This window comes from Vibrio sp. RW (genome assembly GCF_027587105.1).
In the GTDB taxonomy this organism is placed as follows: Bacteria; Pseudomonadota; Gammaproteobacteria; order Enterobacterales; family Vibrionaceae; genus Vibrio; species Vibrio toranzoniae.
On sequence record NZ_JAPPTM010000004.1, the window covers coordinates 57,522 to 76,483 of the forward strand.

16 protein-coding genes are annotated in these 18,962 nt (G+C 44.5%); 4 read left to right on the top strand and 12 right to left on the bottom strand.

Annotated features, from left to right (window positions below):
• Positions 1-15: 15 nt before the first annotated feature.
• The 7 genes from pyrB to aspA form a co-directional block, all read right to left on the bottom strand.
• On the bottom strand, positions 16-945 hold the full coding sequence (gene pyrB / locus OCT63_RS04635; protein WP_060468780.1) for an aspartate carbamoyltransferase: 930 nt from the start codon (positions 943-945) through the stop codon (positions 16-18).
• A 473-nt stretch (positions 946-1,418) separates the two neighbouring features.
• Positions 1,419-2,429, bottom strand: coding sequence for an ornithine carbamoyltransferase (argF, locus tag OCT63_RS04640; protein WP_017055883.1), 1,011 nt, complete (start codon positions 2,427-2,429; stop codon positions 1,419-1,421).
• Positions 2,430-2,624: 195 nt separating this feature from the next.
• Positions 2,625-3,536 carry a carbamate kinase gene (arcC, locus tag OCT63_RS04645; protein ID WP_269983303.1) on the bottom strand — a complete coding sequence of 304 codons (912 nt, stop codon included), beginning with the start codon at positions 3,534-3,536 and terminating at the stop codon, positions 2,625-2,627.
• Positions 3,537-3,618: 82 nt separating this feature from the next.
• A complete protein-coding gene (gene arcA / locus OCT63_RS04650) occupies positions 3,619-4,842 on the bottom strand; it encodes an arginine deiminase (RefSeq protein WP_017055880.1) in 1,224 nt (407 codons plus the stop codon).
• A gap of 810 nt (positions 4,843-5,652) precedes the next feature.
• The gene (locus OCT63_RS04655; RefSeq protein ID WP_060468778.1) at positions 5,653-7,098 is read right to left on the bottom strand and encodes a YfcC family protein; all 1,446 of its coding nucleotides are present in this window, start codon (positions 7,096-7,098) and stop codon (positions 5,653-5,655) included.
• Between the two features lie 615 nt (positions 7,099-7,713).
• Positions 7,714-9,027 (bottom strand): anaerobic C4-dicarboxylate transporter family protein, encoded by a 1,314-nt coding sequence (locus tag OCT63_RS04660; protein WP_017055878.1) that lies wholly within the window; start codon positions 9,025-9,027, stop codon positions 7,714-7,716.
• 86 nt (positions 9,028-9,113) lie between these two features.
• On the bottom strand, positions 9,114-10,565 hold the full coding sequence (aspA, locus tag OCT63_RS04665) for an aspartate ammonia-lyase (protein ID WP_060468776.1): 1,452 nt from the start codon (positions 10,563-10,565) through the stop codon (positions 9,114-9,116).
• A 284-nt stretch (positions 10,566-10,849) separates the two neighbouring features.
• On the opposite strand from aspA, the gene OCT63_RS04670 reads away from it, so the two are divergent.
• Positions 10,850-11,344 (top strand): FxsA family protein, encoded by a 495-nt coding sequence (locus tag OCT63_RS04670; RefSeq protein ID WP_161686692.1) that lies wholly within the window; start codon positions 10,850-10,852, stop codon positions 11,342-11,344.
• Positions 11,345-11,509: 165 nt separating this feature from the next.
• On the opposite strand, the gene trmL is transcribed toward OCT63_RS04670, so the two are convergent.
• The 4 genes from trmL to OCT63_RS04690 all read right to left on the bottom strand — a co-directional run bounded on the left by trmL (position 11,510) and on the right by OCT63_RS04690 (position 14,832).
• Positions 11,510-11,989, bottom strand: a complete 480-nt coding sequence (gene trmL / locus OCT63_RS04675) for a tRNA (uridine(34)/cytosine(34)/5-carboxymethylaminomethyluridine(34)-2'-O)-methyltransferase TrmL (RefSeq protein WP_009844716.1) — start codon at positions 11,987-11,989, stop codon at positions 11,510-11,512.
• Between the two features lie 77 nt (positions 11,990-12,066).
• Entirely contained in the window at positions 12,067-12,684 is a 618-nt protein-coding gene (locus OCT63_RS04680; protein ID WP_161680542.1) for a superoxide dismutase, read from the bottom strand.
• A gap of 76 nt (positions 12,685-12,760) precedes the next feature.
• Positions 12,761-14,143 (bottom strand): envelope stress sensor histidine kinase CpxA, encoded by a 1,383-nt coding sequence (cpxA, locus tag OCT63_RS04685; protein WP_060468773.1) that lies wholly within the window; start codon positions 14,141-14,143, stop codon positions 12,761-12,763.
• Complete coding sequence (locus OCT63_RS04690; protein ID WP_269983304.1) at positions 14,143-14,832, bottom strand: response regulator; 690 nt, start codon at positions 14,830-14,832, stop codon at positions 14,143-14,145. Before OCT63_RS04690 ends, cpxA begins: the two co-directional genes overlap by 1 nt.
• Before the next feature lie 178 nt (positions 14,833-15,010).
• On the opposite strand from OCT63_RS04690, the gene OCT63_RS04695 reads away from it, so the two are divergent.
• The 3 genes from OCT63_RS04695 (at position 15,011) to pfkA (ending at position 17,871) form a co-directional block, all read left to right on the top strand.
• Positions 15,011-15,520: a CpxP family protein gene (locus OCT63_RS04695; protein ID WP_269983305.1), complete on the top strand. Its 510-nt coding sequence runs from the start codon at positions 15,011-15,013 to the stop codon at positions 15,518-15,520.
• Between the two features lie 164 nt (positions 15,521-15,684).
• Complete coding sequence (fieF, locus tag OCT63_RS04700; RefSeq protein WP_060468770.1) at positions 15,685-16,593, top strand: CDF family cation-efflux transporter FieF; 909 nt, start codon at positions 15,685-15,687, stop codon at positions 16,591-16,593.
• A gap of 315 nt (positions 16,594-16,908) precedes the next feature.
• Positions 16,909-17,871 carry a 6-phosphofructokinase gene (pfkA, locus tag OCT63_RS04705; RefSeq protein WP_161673202.1) on the top strand — a complete coding sequence of 321 codons (963 nt, stop codon included), beginning with the start codon at positions 16,909-16,911 and terminating at the stop codon, positions 17,869-17,871.
• A gap of 159 nt (positions 17,872-18,030) precedes the next feature.
• Here pfkA and tpiA read toward each other — a convergent pair whose 3' ends face one another.
• On the bottom strand, positions 18,031-18,801 hold the full coding sequence (gene tpiA, locus OCT63_RS04710) for a triose-phosphate isomerase (RefSeq protein ID WP_060468768.1): 771 nt from the start codon (positions 18,799-18,801) through the stop codon (positions 18,031-18,033).
• Positions 18,802-18,962: the final 161 nt, after the last annotated feature.

Consider the following 18,962-nt stretch of genomic DNA (forward strand, 5'->3'; position numbering starts at 1 on the left):
GACTGTTTCTCCTGCTTATAAAGTGTCGTTAAGAACTAGGGCCAATAGGGCTTCGCGAGCGTATACACCATTCTCAGCTTGTTCGAAGTAGTAAGCGTGTGGCGTTTTATCGACGTCGGTGGTGATTTCGTCGACGCGTGGCAGTGGGTGTAGCACTTTCATATTTTTGCGCGCGTCTTTCAGTGTCTCGGCAGTAAGAATGTAAGCCGATTTCATGTGCGCGTATTCCGACGCATCAAAGCGCTCTTTCTGTACGCGAGTCATATACAGAACATCCAGTTCAGGCACCACTTCTTCAATGCTGGTGTGTGTGCTGTATTGGATGCCCATCTCTTCTAATTCTTCACAGATATAATCGGGCATCTCTAATACTTCTGGCGCGATAAAGAAGAAACGCACGTTATTGAATTTTGAGAGCGCTTGCGTCAATGAGTGCACAGTGCGGCCATATTTTAAGTCGCCGACGAAAGCTACATTGAGGTTATCAAGCGTGCCTTGTGTTTCGTAAATCGAGAACAGATCCAGCAAGGTCTGTGTTGGGTGTTGGTTTGCGCCGTCACCACCATTGACGATCGGAACACCGTTAGAAAATTCAGAGGCTAAACGTGCGGCGCCTTCTTGTGGGTGACGCATTACAAAGGCATCGACGTAAGAGGAAATAACCTGCACTGAATCGGCAAGCGTTTCGCCTTTTTTAGCCAGCGATGTGTTACCGCCATTATCAAAGCCGATGACCGTGCCACCAAGGCGCTGAACGGCGGTTTCGAATGAAAGGCGAGTTCGAGTTGAAGGCTCAAAGAAGCAGCTCGCAACGACTTTATTTTTTAGCAGCTCTGGGTTTGGCTCGGCCTTGAGTCTTGCTGCTGTGTCGACGATAAGCTCCAATTCATTACGAGTGAGCTCTGGTATGGAGATGATGTGCTTGTTAAATAACGAATGCGCCATAACGGGTCTTCCTTCTATGCATACAGTCAAATTGCGGACAAAAAAAAGCCCCCTAACAATAGGAGGCTTCGAAACGATCAATAGAGCAAAATAAAAATGACACCAACGCCACTCTTTGGCGTGTAGTTTGACAATCATGTGCGACAGAATTGCAGTTCATTTTTTGTTCTCTTAAGACAAATTGCGGAGGATTATACTCAGATAAAAATACCATGCAATACTTTCTGTAAAGTATTCATTTAATGGATTTTTATGCGAAATAACGTCTGCATTTTGCTTTTGTTTAAACCCTTGTTGAAACAGAAAATCTTAGGCTTTTTTAGGGAAGGGTTTCTTCAAGTTCATGAAAAAAAATGCGGGCTTTATTCAAGGTCAAATTCCCAAGAACGCCACCCGCATTTCCCTGTTATTGCACTTAACTTGTCAATGTCTTGCCAACAAGTGCGTGCTTAGCTATTTAGTTGCTTAGCTTATTAACTGCCTAATGTTGCAACCATCACGGCTTTGATGGTATGCATGCGGTTTTCAGCTTCATCGAACACGATAGAGTATTCAGACTCAACCACTTCATCGGTTACTTCAACGCCGTCTTTTAGTTGCGGATATTCAGCAGCAAGCTGTTTGCCTACAGTCGTATCTTCGCCATGGAAAGCCGGTAGGCAGTGCATGAATTTCACATGTGGGTTACCCGTCGCTTTAATCATTTCCATGTTGACTTGGTAAGGCATCATTAAGTTAATACGCTCAGCCCACGCTTCTTTTGCTTCGCCCATTGATACCCAAACATCGGTGTATAGGAAGTCACAGCCTTGCACGCCTTCTTGAACATCTTCAGTCAGTGTGATGTTGCCGCCAGTGTGCTCTGCGATTTCACGACATTGAGCTAAAAGCTCTTCTTGTGGCCAGAACTGTTTCGGCGCGACAAGGCGAATGTCCATGCCCATTTTCGCAGCGCCAACCATCAAAGAGTTGCCCATGTTGTTGCGAGCATCGCCTAGGTAAGCAAAGCTGATTTCGTGTAGCTGTTTACCACGGCCGAATTCCGTCATGGTTAGGAAGTCTGCAAGGATTTGTGTTGGGTGGAATTCGTCAGTCAGACCATTCCACACTGGTACGCCAGCATAAGCGCCTAACTCTTCGACGATTTCTTGGCCGAAGCCGCGGTATTCGATGCCGTCGTACATACGGCCAAGAACGCGAGCGGTATCTTTCATTGATTCTTTGTGGCCAATTTGAGAGCCAGATGGGCCTAAGTAAGAGACGCGAGCACCTTGGTCGAATGCGGCAACTTCGAATGCACAACGAGTACGAGTGGAGGTTTTTTCAAAGATAAGCGCAATGTTTTTGCCAGTCAGTGTTGGCTGTTCGTAACCGTTGTACTTCGCTTTTTTAAGCTCCATTGAAAGATCTAACAAGTGTTGAATCTCGCGTGGAGTGAAATCTAGTAGTTTTAGGAAGTTACGATTGCGTAGGTTAAAAGCCATGATGTATTCCTTCTTAGATTTAGGCGCTTTCTTGCTACAGGGAAAGAAAATTCAAGAAAGCGCGATTTAATTTTTTAGTCAATTTATTCGGTTCTGTTTGTTTCGTTTAATTCTGTTTTCACAAGGTTTAAAAGCTCTCAAGGTTTAAGCTTATAAAGCTTTAAGTTTTTCAAGATAATAAAGCCCGTTAGCGCGTTAACCTTTGGTGATATTGGTGCCCGCTTGGCCTTGCAGGATTTGCAAACCATCTTCGAGTGCGCCGATACCCACCACTTTGCCGCCTTGCTGAATGAATTCACACGATGCTTCAATTTTTGGCCCCATTGAGCCCGCATCAAATTCGAATTTCGCCAGTTCGCTTGGTGTGGTGCTGCGCAGTGCGTGTTGAGTTGGCTTACCCCAATCAAGGTAAACAGCGTCGGCATCAGTCAAAATAAGCAGTGCGTCCGCATCCAGTTGTTTCGCCAAAAAAGCCGCTGACATGTCTTTGTCGATAACGGCTTCGACACCGACTAATTTGCCGTTCTCTTTTTTCACTGGGATGCCACCGCCACCAGTACAAATCACGAGGTGACCCGCATCGATAAGTTGTGTGATCGCTTCGTGCTCAACAATGCCGGTAGGGCGTGGGCTTGGTACAACGCGGCGGAAATGTTGACCGTCGGGTTTAACAATCCAGTGGAACTTCTCCGCTAGTTCACGCGCTTCTGCTTCTTCGTAGATCGGGCCAATCGGCTTGGTTGGATCGGAAAACGCAGGATCGTTTGGATCAACCGTCATTTGCGTCAACATGCACGAGATGTTTCGGTTAGGCAGGTAGTTTTTGAACTCTTGCATCAGCATGTAGCCGATCATGCCTTGAGTCTCACTGCCCAAGACATCCAGCGGATACGGGTTTACTTTTTTGTATTCCAAACCTTGTAGAGCAAGTAAGCCAACTTGTGGGCCATTACCGTGCACTAGAACCACGTTGTACACTTTCGCGATTTCAGAGATGGTTTTAACCGCTGTTTCAATATTACGGCGTTGAACATCGGCTTCTAACGGCTCACCGCGACGAAGTAGGGCGTTACCGCCGAGTGCAACAACAACAGTTTGCTTAGTCATAATTGTGTTCTCTCATTTTGGCCAAGCTATTGATTTTACGTAAACTTGTAAATGGCTTAGCTTGGCCGTTTCGTCTTAGTGATTAGATACCATCACGCTCAATTGGGCAGCTCATGCAGCGTGCGCCACCGCGACCGCGGCCAAGTTCGTCTCCAGGGATAGAAAGAACCGTGATGCCTGCTTTGTCGTATTTTTCGTTGGTGTAGGTGTTGCCTTCGTAACCAATAACGACGCCTGGTTTAACTGTCAGCACATTGTTCGCATCGTTCCACTGTTCACGTTCTGCATGGAAGTTGTCACCACCTGTCGTGATGAGATTTAGCTTGTCTACGCCAAGTGCTTTTTCGATAGCTGTTACGAAGTAGCCTTCTTCTTTCACATTCACAGTGCCTGATTCATCGCCAGTTAGGCTCCAGCACTGCACGTCTTGACTAACCACCTCAGGGTAAACAGAGAATGTATCCTCGTTCATGTGAGTCATTACCGTGTCTAAGTGCATGCAAGAGCGATGTTTTGGTAGCTGCATGGCGATAACTTGTTTCGCTTGACCGTGTTTGAATAGGCTCGATGCTAAGTGCTCAACACCTTGTGCTGTGGTACGTTCAGACATACCGATAAGCACTGTGCCACGACCGATAACAAGAACGTCACCACCTTCAATCGTTGAGTTGTCGTAGCTGATATTTTCTTCATCGCCGAAGTATTTAATAAAGTCTTGGCCCGCGAATGTTGGGTGCCAGCGATAAATAGCGCGCACGTGGTTGGTTTCACGTTGACGAGCAGGTTTCGCCATCGGGTTGATAGAGACACCGCCGTATACCCAGCAAGACGTGTCGCGAGTAAATAGGTGGTTTGGTAGAGGTTCGATAATAAAGTCGGTTGGTGCGTGCATGCCTTGCATCATTGAAGACGATTTCATTGGCATCTCAGCGTAAGACAGACCGCCCGTTAGAATTTTTGCTAGCTCTAGGTTTGGTAAGTCGCTTAAGTAGCAGCGCACATCATTGGCGAATGTTTTACCCAAACGGTAATCAGATACTTGGCAGTTTAGTAGCCAATCTTTCGCTTCTGGCACGGCTAGTGTGTCTGCTAGCAAGTCAGTAAGAAGAAGAACTTCAACACCTTGATCACGTAGCGTTTGAGTAAATGCGTCATGCTCTTTACCTGCGCGCTCAACAGCCAGTACGTCATCAAACAGCAAATCGTGACAGTTAGAGGGTGTTAGGTGAGTCAGTGCGCGTCTTGGACGGTGAACTAGAACGCGGCGTAATTGACCTATTTCAGAACCTACATAGAACTTACTCATGATCGTCTCTCTCTTATATATTTGAATTACTTTTATCACTAAGAGTAATTATTTATTTTCAGTTGAGAAGAATGAATTATTTATTCATATCTCTTGTCTGGAATTAATATTACGCCTGCTAGTCAGGTATTCTTAGAGATCTATCACAAATCGTTTTTTCTCTCGCAGCCCTTTAAAATTAAGGGTTTTAACAAACTTTATGCACTTTTAGTCACGGCTAATACATTCTAAATAATTAGCTGTTGGGGAACTTTATGCACGTTTTTTTGACGAAACTTACTAGAATCTAATTTACGAGGGAATATATGCAGAATATTTTTATTGATAAGAGTGTGCTTAGCTTGGAAGTATGCAGTGTTTTTATTTAGATATTTAATTTTGGATATGGAATTAATTATTTATTAACAAAGTAAATGCGAATAAAGCTGTTGTGATCACACTTTTAAGTCGGCTGTTTAAGTGTGTTTTTTTATAAAAAAGGTCATTAGTTTTCGTTTGTTTATTAGGCTGCAAATGACTTTAAATATAATTAACGCTAATAAGTGACTAATTATTTATTTAAAAATCATGGCTGAAAATAGCGTGTTATTTCATCAATCTAATTTGATATTGAAAAGTAGGGTGACTCTTCTATTGCGAGTGCTTTGGGTTTGGTTGAGCAGAGCTTTGTTACGAACAGAAGATACCTTGAATATCGCGTGTATGGCTTCGAGATGCTACTTCAGTAGTAGGGGGGCATGGGGAGAGGAAGCCATAAAAAAGCCGCTATGAGAAGCGGCTTTGGATGAGAAAGGAGTGAAGTGCTTTGAGTTAGATCAGCGCACCAATACTCAGTACAATGATGCAGAACACCATCAAGATACCGATTAGTGGCATTACCCACTTAACCCAGCGCACGTAAGGGACACGAGCAATCGCTAAGCCACCCATTACCACTGCAGAGGTCGGTGTGATTAAGTTCACCAAGCCAGAGGCCGATTGATAAGCGGTGATTACAAGGTCGCGACCTACGCCAGCAAAGTCGGCCAGTGGTGCCATGATTGGCATGGTGAGCACCGCTAAACCTGATGTTGACGGTACTAAGAATGACAATAGAATCTCTAAGAAGAACATCACGTTAATAAAGATAACCGAAGACAGCCCGGTGACCATTTGTTCTGCAGAGAAGAGAATGGTGTCGGTGATCATACCGCGGTCCATTACCACCACAATACCACGCGCAATACCGATGATAAGCGCCACGCCCAGTAGGTCTCGAGCACCATCAATGAAACTCGAAGTAAACTCTTCTTCACTCATGCGGGCCACAATACCAACGATGATGGTCGCCGCTAAGAACATGGCTGAGATCTCGGCCATCCACCACCCAGCAACGGATACACCGTAAATCATTACCGCGAATGAGCCGCCAAAAATGGCCAGAATCAGTTTACGTGTTGCGGTGAATTCAAGTTTTTCGCCACTTGCGTTGCCAAGAAAGTGCGCTTTGTTCTCTTCGTATTTGTCGTACACTATTGATTTGCTTGGGTCGGCTTGCACCATTCTTGCGTAGCGCATGACGTAGGCAACACAGATACCCCAACCAACAATCAGCATGCCAACACGCAGCACGATGCCGTCTGTAAATGGAATACCAGAGGCGTTGGCAGCGATAACGGTCGCGAATGGGTTAATGGTTGAGCCTAGTACCCCAATGCCCGCGCCAAGCAGTACCGTTGCAGCAGCCACAAGAGGATCAAAGCGAGCAGCCATCATCACAGGGACTAGCAAGGTATAGAAGGGCAGTGATTCTTCCGCCATGCCGTAGACAGTACCGCCCGCGGCAAACAGTGCCATCAGTATTGGTATCATCAACTCTTCTCGCCCTTCTAAGCGGGCGGTGACGCGTTCGATACCGGCATCAATCGCACCGGTTTTAGTGACTAGCCCTAAGAAGCCCCCAATGATTAGAATGAACAGCGAAACGTCGATTGCCGCAGCTTCATAGCTATTGTGGTCGTAGAAGCCGTCAATCGGTGCTAGTAGTACATCAATCACACCCTGAGGGTTACCTTCTACCGTTTGATAGGTGCCGGTAACCGGTACTTCTCGGCCTAATTCTTCATTCATTGCTCGGTCGTATTGGCCTGCTGGAATAATCCATGTGAACAGAGCCACTAGCGCAATAAGAATAAATAAAATGGTGTAGGCGGAAGGGAACTTAAAGTTGGCAAAGAAGCCGCCTTTTTCTGCCTTGTTAATCGTTTCGGTCGTCATAGCCATCTCCTTTCACGTCAATGCCCCTAGGCAGATCAGTGTGAATTCGCGAGTCAAAAATAAACAGCTGATCCTAAAAAGGTAAATCAATAAATGTAATAAAATTCGAATTGATCAGTTAATTTAATAATTAATTAAAACAAACGTTTATATTTTTGATTTTTAAATTAAATCAGATATTAGACTTGAACTTTTATTTATCTGTTGGGTATTTTAAATCTCATTTTTAACTCTAACCTAGCGACTGTTCACATTTTTATTGTACTAATTTATTGCTCAATAATTACACTGAAAATTATCGGGGTATTAGTGTGATTAAATTGGTTATCTATGCTGATGGTTTATCTACGATTCTTTTATTTTAGGTTATCTAGAGTGTGTAGCGAATAAATGTGTGGAATTTTATGCAAAATGAAATTTTATAATGTTTATGGATTAATTAAGTAATATTTGATTTATATCAAATAAGGATAAAGGATGGGGGGCTGTAAATTAAATGGTTAACATTAAGTTGCGGATATGGTGGGGATTAGAAGAGGAAAAAGCGATATTTTTGAGGAGAATAAAAAGAGAAGTGGTGTCACTTCTCTTTATCCAGAACGAAAGTCTATTCGATTAGATCATGACATTCGATAGTAGCAGACCAAACGCAATGCTAAATACCATACTTAGTAAGCCTGGGAGCATAAAGCTGTGGTTGAAGATGTACTTACCTATATTCGTGGTACCCGTTCGATCAAAGTCAATTGACGCGATGATAGGGCCGTAGTTTGGAATAAAGAAGTAACCATTAACCGCAACGAAGGTTGCAATAATAATTGCTGGCGGAAGCCCTAAAGCAATCGCCACAGGTACAAGAACTGCAGTGGTTGCACCTTGGCTGTTTACCATTACTGATAGAGCAAATAGTGCGAATGCAAATGTCCATGGTGCAACTTCTACTAGACCCGATACCGCTTCTTTGACCATTGCAGCATGGCCACCAATGAAGGTATCGCCTAACCAAGCAATACCGAAAATAGCAACAATCGCACGCATACCGGCGTGGAATACAGAACCTTGGCTAATTGCATTTCCGTCTGGTTTACAGATTAAAATAATAAGAGCTGCAACCGTTAGCATGACGATTTCAATAGTGTGTGCCATACCCATCGGTGAGCCATCAAACTGAGGGCGAAGTGATGGGAATGCCCCCATGACAACAACCGTCAGCGCACCAAATAGGAACATACCAACTGATTTTTTCGCTTGTGGTGTGATGGTAATATTTTCAACCGCTTCCTCTTGTTCCATCTCTTTACGGAATTCAGGATCTTGCATGCGGCGTTGGTATTCAGGATCGTCTTTGAGCTCTTTACCGAGTTTGTTGACAATGACACAAGCACAAGCAAGGCCAAGGAAAGTACTTGGGATAGTGACGGAAAGAACATCAGCTAGCGTGATGCCTTGTGGTTCCAAGAAGGCAACCAAAGCGACAACCGCTGCCGCAATTGGGCTTGCAACAATCGCAAATTGTGATGCGATAACGGCCATACCTAGTGGGCGCGCTGGGCGAATACCACTACGACGGCTCACTTCTGCAATAACTGGAAGAACCGAGTAAGCAACGTGGCCAGTACCTGCCATCATTGTGAAAAAATAGGTTACTAAAGGAGCAATGAAAGTGATGTGGCGAGGGTTTTTACGCAAAATCCCAGAGGCAATCTTGATCATGTAATCCAAACCACCAGAAGCTTGCATGGCGGCTGCGGCTGCCACAACCGCCATTATCATTAACATTACGTTGATTGGTGGGCTGGTTGGTTGAATCCCGAAAATGAAACTGAGTACTGCAAGGCCAACACCGCCCATAACGCCGAGGCCTATCCCCCCGATACGAGCACCGATCAGGATACATCCCAATACGACGAATAGCTCAAGTAAAAACATGAGTGACTCCTAAAATATATAGTTATTAATAATTTTATTAAGCAAGAAAAAAGGCTCTGGAAACAGAGCCTTTATTTGTTCATTCGTTACTCGTAGCGTTTTGCTTTGTACTGAGGGTGCATCAAGTTTTCAACAGAGAAAATATCATCAAGTTCTTCTTCGGTTAATAAACCGCGCTCTAGAACCACATTGCGAACACTCTTACCTGTTTCAGCACAGATCTTGCCAACAATGTCACCTTCGTGGTGGCCAATGTATGGGTTAAGGTAGGTTACGATTCCGATAGAGTTGAAGACGTGCGCTTCACATACTTCTTTGTTTACAGTAATGCCGTCTACGCACTTGTCGCGTAGGTTCACACATGCGTTTGTTAGAATGTCCAGAGACTCAAACATGCTTTGTGCGATTACCGGTTCCATGACGTTCAGTTGCAGTTGGCCACCTTCCGCCGCGAAAGAAACCGTGTTGTCGTTACCTAGAACTTTAAAGCAAACTTGGTTTACTACTTCAGGAACCACTGGGTTTACTTTAGCTGGCATGATTGAAGAGCCTGCTTGTAGTTCTGGTAGGTTCAGTTCGTTCAAGCCAGTACGTGGACCAGAAGAAAGCAGACGCAAGTCATTACAAATCTTAGACAATTTAACGGCTAGACGCTTAAGTGCGCCGTGCGTCATGACGTATGCACCACAGTCAGACGTTGCTTCGATTAAGTCTTCAGCAGCTACACACTCTAGGCCCGTAACTTCTGCTAAGTGCTTAACTGCTAGGCCTTGGTAGCCAGGTGCTGCGTTTAGACCAGTACCGATAGCTGTTGCGCCTAGGTTTACTTCAAGCAGCAGCTTTGAAGTGTATTCTAGGTTTTTGATTTCTTCGTTGATGGTTACAGCCCAAGCATGGAACTCTTGGCCAACCGTCATTGGAACTGCATCTTGAAGTTGAGTACGACCCATCTTCAAAATCGTGTTGAATTCTTGGCTCTTAAGCTCGAATGCACCTTTTAGGTATTCAATTGCGTCGATCAGTTTTAGTACGCTGTTGTAAACAGAGATACGGAAGCCCGTTGGGTAAGCACAGTTTGTAGATTGGCTGCGGTTTACATGGTCGTTTGGGTTGATGAACTCATATTGGCCTTTTTCTTTGCCCATAAGTTCCAGTGCGACGTTAGCAACCACTTCGTTCGCGTTCATGTTTACAGAAGTACCAGCACCACCTTGGAAAACGTCCGATGGGAACTGATCCATGCATTTGCCAGTGTCTAGAATTAGGTCACAAGCTTGAATGATGTATTTAGCTACTTCGCTTGGAATTACACCTAACTCTTTGTTTGCTAAAGCCGCTGCTTTCTTTGTCATCACCATACCGCGAACGAATTCAGGTACATCTGAGATCGTTACCTTTGAAATGTTGAAGTTTTCAACTGCGCGTAGAGTGTGGATGCCGTAGTAAGCATCAGCGGGAACATGACGTTGACCTAATAGATCTTCTTCGAGACGAGTAGCGTGAGGAGCATCAACTTGTGCTTCTGATAGAGTAGCCATAACAGGATCCTTAGAGAATTATTCTGATTATATAGTTAGTTATTAGCCTATTCTGTGTGCAAATACTCCGTTCGCTAGAATATTAGGCTGATAAATCCGTCCTGACTTATGTGGCACATGATACTGTACCTAGCGCATAAAAATAGTAAGTTGATCACCTTTTTCGCTTTTGTTTAGTCAATACTTTGCAAACTTATTCCCGGTCAATAAACACGTTTATTTACAGGATAAATTTGAGGTTGATAAGGCTTTCAGCGTAAACTGGAAGTAACAAAGGAGGGCGTGTGTTTCCTATCTTACTATTACTCTTTATCTTCGTACCCATCATTGAGATTGGGCTATTTATTCAAGTTGGTGGCTTCTTAGGATTGTGGCCAACGATTGCGTTGGTTTTGATTACTGCATTTGCGGGTGCATCGCTTGTTCGTAGCCAAGGTATACAGACATTAATGTCTGTTCAAGGTCGATTACAGCAAGGTGAAATGCCAGCACAACAGATTCTTGAAGGCGTGATGCTTGCGGTTGCAGGTGTATTGCTGTTGACTCCGGGCTTTATGACGGACGCACTCGGCATGCTGGTATTGCTGCCAGCACCAAGAGCAATAATTGCCAAGAAAATGATGGAAAAAATGGTGGTGACCAATATGTCTGGCGGCTTTCATACGGGTGGACAAGACCCGTTTAATCGTGACCCATTTGACCAATCAAAAGACGGCAACACCTTTGAGGGGGAGTTTGAGAAGAAAGACGACGACAACGATCGTAATCGTTTAAACTAAGCCCGTCGCTTTACCCCTTTCTTTTCTATAGAAAGACAAAAGTACGAAACAGAAAAGGCTCTTACCTTTATCCTTCGCAAGAAGAGATAACGGTAAGAGCCTTTTTTATTGCGTGTTAGCTATTATTGGCAACAGACAACAGACAACAGACGAGTGAGCGTTCGGTTATACCGCGCCTTCAAAGCCCATTTGTCGCCACGCTTCAAATGCAATGATAGCTACCGCGTTAGACAGGTTTAGGCTACGCGCGTCTGGCATCATTGGAATACGAATACGTTGCTCCATTGGCATGCTTTCAATGAACTCAGCGGGCAGGCCGCGTGTTTCTGGGCCAAACATCAACACATCACCTTGTTGGAATTTTGCATCCACGTGGTGACCTGTTGTTTTAGTGGTGCAAGCAAAAATACGAAAGTCACCTTCGCGTTCATTTTCTAGATACTCAAGGAAGGCTTCTAGGTTCTTGTGACGCTTAACACGCGCTAGGTCGTGATAATCCAAACCAGCACGGCGTACTTTTTTCTCTTCAAAATCAAAACCAAGCGGTTCAATGAGGTGTAAGTTCGCGCCACAATTAGCACATAGGCGGATGATGTTACCCGTATTGGGTGCAATTTCAGGTTCGTATAGAGCGATATCAAACATGTTGGCTCACAAGAATAATCAAAGATAGCCAGAGTATACGGTGGCAAGCTGAGTGAGTACAGTTCACCACCATTCGCTTACGCTTGATTCGCGAGTGCTTGTGCGTAGTTTTCAGCAACCGCATTCCAATTCACCACATTCCACCATGCGTTGATGTAATCAGGGCGACGGTTTTGGTAACTGATGTAGTAGGCGTGTTCCCAAACATCCAGTGCAAGAATTGGCTCACCGTTGCTGGCGATGGTATCCATCCAAGGGTTATCTTGGTTTGAGGTAGAGATGATCTTTAGTTGTCCCTCTTCTACCACTAACCAAGCAAAGCCTGACCCGAAGGTATTGATCGCCGCTTGAGCGAACTGTTCTTGGAATGTTTCGAAATCTCCGAATGTGTTCTTGATAGCGTCGCCAAGTTCGCCAGCCGGTTCACCACCGCCGTCTTGAGACATACAGTTCCAATACAAAATATGGTTGTAGTAGCCGCCACCATTGTTGCGAACGGCAGGACTATGCTGCGAGATATTAGCGAAGATCTCGGTCAGCGATTGCTGTTCTAGTTCACTACCCGCGATAGCATTAACAAACTTATCGTAATAGGTTTTGTGGTGCTTGCTGTAGTGCACTTCCATCGTTTTAGCATCAATGTAAGGTTCTAGAGCATCGTAAGCGTAGGGTAGAGCAGGAAAAGTGTGCAACATGGTAAATCCTCCGTAATTAGAGGATTTACCATAATGATAATAACAATCATTATCAACTATGATCTTTGTGGGGGTATTACACCGGTAAGATAGGTAGAGTGATTTCGAGTTGTAATCCACCTAGCTGGCTGCGGCTGGCGGTGATGGTTCCGCTGTGTTGGCGAATCGCACTTTCAGTAATGGTTAACCCAAGACCTGTACCGCCAGAGTTACGATCACGGGCGGTTGAAACACGATAGAAAGGCCTGAAAATAGAATCTAATTCATCTTCAGGCACGCCATCACCGTTATCATTTACACAAATTGTGAGTAGATCTTGTTGAACACTGAATTGCACATCGACGCGGTCCTTACCGTAATAGATTGCGTTACGTGTAATATTGTCTAACGCACTCATCAATAGCTTGGGGTTGCCTGAGATAGAACGCTCTGGGATCTCCGAAAACGTCAGCTGTTTGCCCATCTGTTCGGCTTCAAACTGTGCGTCTTTTATAATTTCTTCCCATAAGCTCGAGATGGGCTGAACCTCACGAGTAATATGGCTGTTGACCTGCATACGAGATAACGTCAGTAGTTCACTGATCATCTGTTCTAAACGTTGCGCTTCGGTATCGATACGCTCGAGTTCTTGGCTCTCACCTTGTTTACGAATCGCCAATGCATTTGCCATGCGTAGGCGGGTCAATGGAGAGCGTAGCTCGTGTGAGATATCAGAGAGCAGACGCTGTTGCCCTGAGATCATCTGGTTTACCGCTTCGACCATTTGGTTAAAGCTTTCACCAGCTTGTCTGAATTCTGAGGTGCCTTTTTCTAATTGAGGGTCGACCTCAAATTGTCCTTTCGCTACACGTTTTGCGGCGCGTTCTAGTCTGCGAGCAGGTTGACTCAATGCCCAAGCTAACCAAAGTAATAGCGGGGTACTCGCTAACATGACGGCAAGTAAAAGTTGTAGAGGTCTATCAAATAGGCGTAACAAGAACGGCGGCGGCTGATCCCACTTAACTCCGATATACATCATCAGGTTCTCACCGGCAAGTGCGACTGGTATTGGGCCTGCTACCATGTAATGTCCATACAGCTTTTGTTTTGGCACTTTAGGGTTATCAATTGTCGTCACGAAGTTACGAATGGCTTTTACTTTGTAATCTGAATGCTTTTTAGTTGTTAACACCGAGCCTTCAAGATCGGTTAAGTAGATGCGAGGGCGTGTGTCTTTCCGGCTGCGTGGTGGGCCTTCCAATTGGAAGACAATCTTGCCCAAGTTATTTTCTTTGGCGAATCGCTTTTCGATACTCTTTGCAATACGGCTGAGTTTCGTGAAGTGTTCTTCAGGGACATCACGCGCAACTCTAGGGTCTAAATGGGGAAGCGATAGGACCGATAAAAGCACCAATAACATGGTGAACCAAAAGATAGCAAAGATACGCCCATATAAGCTGGTGATTTTAGGTATGCGCATTAATCTTCCTCTATCAATAAATAGCCACGGCCGCGTAAAGTTTTGATACGAGATTTACCGTCGTGGCGCTCTGGGATCTTCTTACGGAGATTAGAGATATGCATATCAATCGCGCGATCAAAAGCGGCGAGTCTTTTACCCAATACATCTAAGCTCAAGGCTTCTTTGGTGATCACTTGCCCCGGATTCTGGATTAAATGGCTAAGTAAGACGAATTCTGTGGTTGTAAGGTCGATGATTTGACCATTGCAGTAGGCTTCTTGTTTGCCAGGGAAGATCTCGATGTCTTGGTATTGAATGGTGTCACTGGCTGTCTTAGGCGCGGTGTTGGTTTGTGTTCGGCGCAGAATGGCGCGAATACGCGCGAGCAGCTCTCGGTCACTGAATGGTTTTGGTAAATAATCATCAGCTCCAAGTTCAAGGCCAATCACACGATCGATTTCTTCGCCTTTTGCGGTCAGCATCAGCACGGGTGTTTCCCAATCTTCTCTCAGCTTCTTTAGTGTTTCCATACCATTAAGGCGTGGCATCATTACATCCAAAAGAATTAGATCAATCTCCTCATTGATAGCCTCAAGCCCCGTATAGCCATCATTGGCTTCGGAAACTGTAAAGCCCTCAAAGCTCAAAATATCTTTAAGTAAACAGGTTAATTCGGTGTCGTCATCAATCAGAAGAATGTTCGCCATCAGGGAGCCTTAATCGGTTAGTTAGGTTAATAATACTGCTAATTATTCGCCAGCTTTCACTCTTTACGATTCTTTACGCTTTCTAAACGTCACTTTACGAGGGAGGAACTAATCTATATCTAAGCGCTAAAAAACAGACGTACCACATAACTTATTATACCGAATTGAGGCAAAGATTATGAAAATGACTAAGAAACTTGTACTAGTAGCGGCGGCACTTCCACTTATGTTCGGTGCAACCACTGCGTATGCATACGGTGGCGGTGATAAAGGCGACCACAAAGGCATGCACGGCAAATGCGGCGGCTTCGATAAGAAAGTGATGCGCCAACTTGATCTCACTGACGCACAAAAAACAGAATTGAAAGAGATGCGCGAAGCAAATCGTGCAGAGATGAAAGCAAAACACGTTGGCAACAAAGCCGATAGAGTGGCGCAAATGAAAGCACACCACGAAAAAGTTCAAGCCTTGGTTTTGGCTGACAACTTCGATGAAGCCGCAGCGAACGACTTGGCAAGCGAAATGGTTGAAAAGCAAACTGAGCGTCGCGTGGTAATACTGAAGAAGCAACACCAAATGATGAGTGTATTAACGGCTGAGCAAAAAACGCAACTGAAAGAAATCCAACAAGAGCGCATGACTAAGTGTGCTGACAAAATGGAAAAACGCATGAACAAAAACAAGTAATTCATGGCTTGAAAAAGCCGGATTGAATGAAAGTGTTGAGAAAGAAGCGGCCAAGTGTCGCTTTTTTTGATCCCTAAAAATGAATGTTTTACATCCTAGCTGTCATATTCAATTGATTGTTTGCAGGTTATACTTTGTGCTATCAGTCACTTTATAGCCAAATTATGAAACAAGAATACGCACGTTTAGTTACGCTCGCCGCTTGGGCAGCCACCACCATCGCTACTGTTTTATTGATAGTGAAAGTCGCAGCGTGGTGGGTGACAGGTTCAGTGAGTCTGTTGGCTTCGGTGGTGGATTCAATGTTGGATATCGCCGCTTCTGTCGTCAATCTTATTGTGGTTCGTTACTCTTTACAGCCCGCCGACAAAGAACATACCTTTGGTCATGGTAAAGCTGAATCTCTTGCCGCATTAGCACAAGCGATGTTTATTTCAGGCTCGGCCTGCTTCCTTATTCTTAATGGTATTGAACGCTTTTTTAGGCCACACGAATTGAATTCCCCGGAAATCGGTATCTACGTCAGCTTGTTCGCAATAGTGATGACCTATGGTTTAGTCAGATTTCAAAAGCACGTGGTGAAAAAAACCGGTAGCCAAGCTATTGCGGCGGATTCACTGCACTATCAGTCTGATCTCTACATGAATGCGGCCATTATGTTGGCGCTTGCATTGAGCTGGTTTGGTATTGGGCAAGCGGATTCGGTGTTCGCGATTGGTATCGGTATCTACATTCTTTATAGTGCTTATCAAATGGCGATGGAAGCCATTCAATCTTTACTGGATAGGAAGCTGCCCGATGAAGAACTGGAACAGATAAAAGAAACATCGTTGAGTGTGGAAGGCGTACTCGGTGTGCACCAGCTAAGAACGCGCCGTTCAGGGCCAATTCGATTCATTCAATTGCATTTAGAGCTTGAAGATACTATCCCACTTATTGAAGCGCATCGCATTTCTGACGAAGTAGAGGCTAAGCTTATCTCCGTGTTCCCTGATGCTGATGTATTAATCCATCAAGACCCGTATTCGGTCGTATTTGGACCCGAGAAGCAGCAGAAATTTCATTCTTGGTAATAGACCGGAAAAATGGCGAGCAAATGGTAAGTGTATGGCTTTTGAACTAAAGTGAGTAAAAATTGCTAATTCTTTGGTGATACAAAAACCACCGTATAATAATTAATGTTGATTCTGATGTGAATCAACAAAGTTATTAGTTAAAACTGTAATACTCTTACAGAAGTAGAAATGTTACATAAATTTACGCGATTTAAGTGCTATTCCTATTGAGGAAATGTAACATAAAGCACAAATATAGATTTAAAATCTTGTTGATATACGATCAGCAAGCAAAAGAATTGAATAATAGATTCCCAAAAATCGAGGGTGAGCATGATTAAGAAGATCGGTGTTTTGACCAGTGGTGGTGACGCTCCAGGCATGAACGCAGCAATTCGCGGTGTAGTTCGTACCGCGCTATCAGTTGGCATTGAAGTTTACGGCATTCACGATGGCTACCAAGGCCTTGTTGAAGACCGTATCGAAAAGCTTGACCGTTCAAGCGTATCTGACGTAATCAACCGTGGCGGAACTTTCCTTGGTTCTGCACGTTTCCCTGAATTCAAAGATGTTAAAGTTCGCGAGAAAGGCATCGAGAACCTTAAGAAGCACGGTATCGAAGCACTTGTTGTTATTGGTGGCGATGGCTCTTATATGGGAGCGAAAAAACTGACTGAAATGGGTTACCCATGTATCGGCCTTCCAGGCACAATCGATAACGATATCGCAGGTACTGACTACACAATCGGTTACCTAACTGCGCTTAACACAGTTATCGATTCAATCGACCGTCTGCGCGACACGTCTTCTTCTCACCAACGTATTTCTATTGTTGAAATCATGGGCCGTCACTGTGGTGACCTTACGCTTATGTCTGCGATCGCGGGTGGTTGTGAGTACATCATTACTCCAGAGACTGGCCTAGATAAAGATCAATTAATTAGCAATATTCAAGATGGCATTGCTAAAGGTAAGAAGCACGCAATCATCGCTCTAACAGAGCTTATGATGGATGCGAACGAGCTAGCGAAGGAGATCGAAACGGCAACAGGTCGTGAGACTCGTGCAACGGTTCTTGGCCATATCCAACGTGGTGGTCGTCCTACTGCATTTGACCGTGTACTGGCTTCTCGTATGGGTAACTACGCTGTTCACCTTCTTCAAGAAGGTCACGGTGGACGTTGTGTTGGTATCGAGAAAGAAGAACTTGTTCACCACGACATCATCGATTGTATCGAGAACATGCAGAACCCTGACCGTTCTGAGCTGTTCCGCGTTGCCGAAGAGTTGTTCTAAGTACGCTTAGCGTTAACTTAAATATTTTAAAAACCGCTGATTTATTAGCGGTTTTTTTGTGCCTGTCATTTGAGTTTGAAGCTTGAATCCCAAACGACAGACAATAAAAAAGGCCAACCTAAGTTGACCTTTCATTCAATTTAAACGGTGAAGTTTAAATTAAGCTTTTGCTTCAGCTGCTGCTTTAGCGATAGCTGCGAAGCTTTTCGCGTCTAGAGCTGCGCCGCCAACTAGAGCACCGTCGATGTCTGGCTGTGCGAAGTAAGCTGCTGCGTTGTCTGGCTTAACAGAACCGCCGTATTGGATAACAACTTTCTTAGCAACGTCTTCAGATTTCTCTGCGATGTGTGCACGGATTTGAGCGTGGATGCGTTGTGCATCTTCAGCTGTTGCTGCTTTACCAGTACCGATAGCCCAGATTGGTTCGTAAGCGATGATTGCGTCTTCAAGAGCTTCAACACCTTGAGTGTTGATAACAGCATCAAGCTGACGAGCACATACAGCAACCGTTTCGCCTGCTTCGTTTTGTGCTTCAGATTCACCGATACAAAGCACTGGAGTTAGGCCGTTCTCTTTTAGGAATGCGAATTTCTTAGCTACGAACTCGTCTGATTCGTTGTGGTATTCACGGCGCTCAGAGTGACCGATGATGATGTGAGATGCGCCGAACTCTTTAAGCATTGCTGGAGACATGTCGCCAGTGAATGCACCGCTGTTGTTTAGGTCAGAGTTTTGAGCACCTAGGATGATCGCGCTGCCCGCTTCAGTAAGCGTACGCTCTGCTAGATCAACGAAAAGTGCTGGTGGAGCAACTGCTACGTCTACGCCTGTTACGCCTTCAAGTTCAGCGTTAAGACCGTTTAGTAGATCAACAACCATTTCTTTGCTGCCGTTTAGTTTCCAGTTACCCATAACTACAGGATGACGCATAGGAATATCTCCAAAGTATTTAAATAAATCGAATGTAAAAAAGTAAACTTTATTACGAAATAATATAACAGATTAATATCAACAGATCATGACTGTGGTCATGACTTTCTTGGATCTTACTCAATGGTAAGAGTAGATTTTGTGCATATATCAGTGATCCG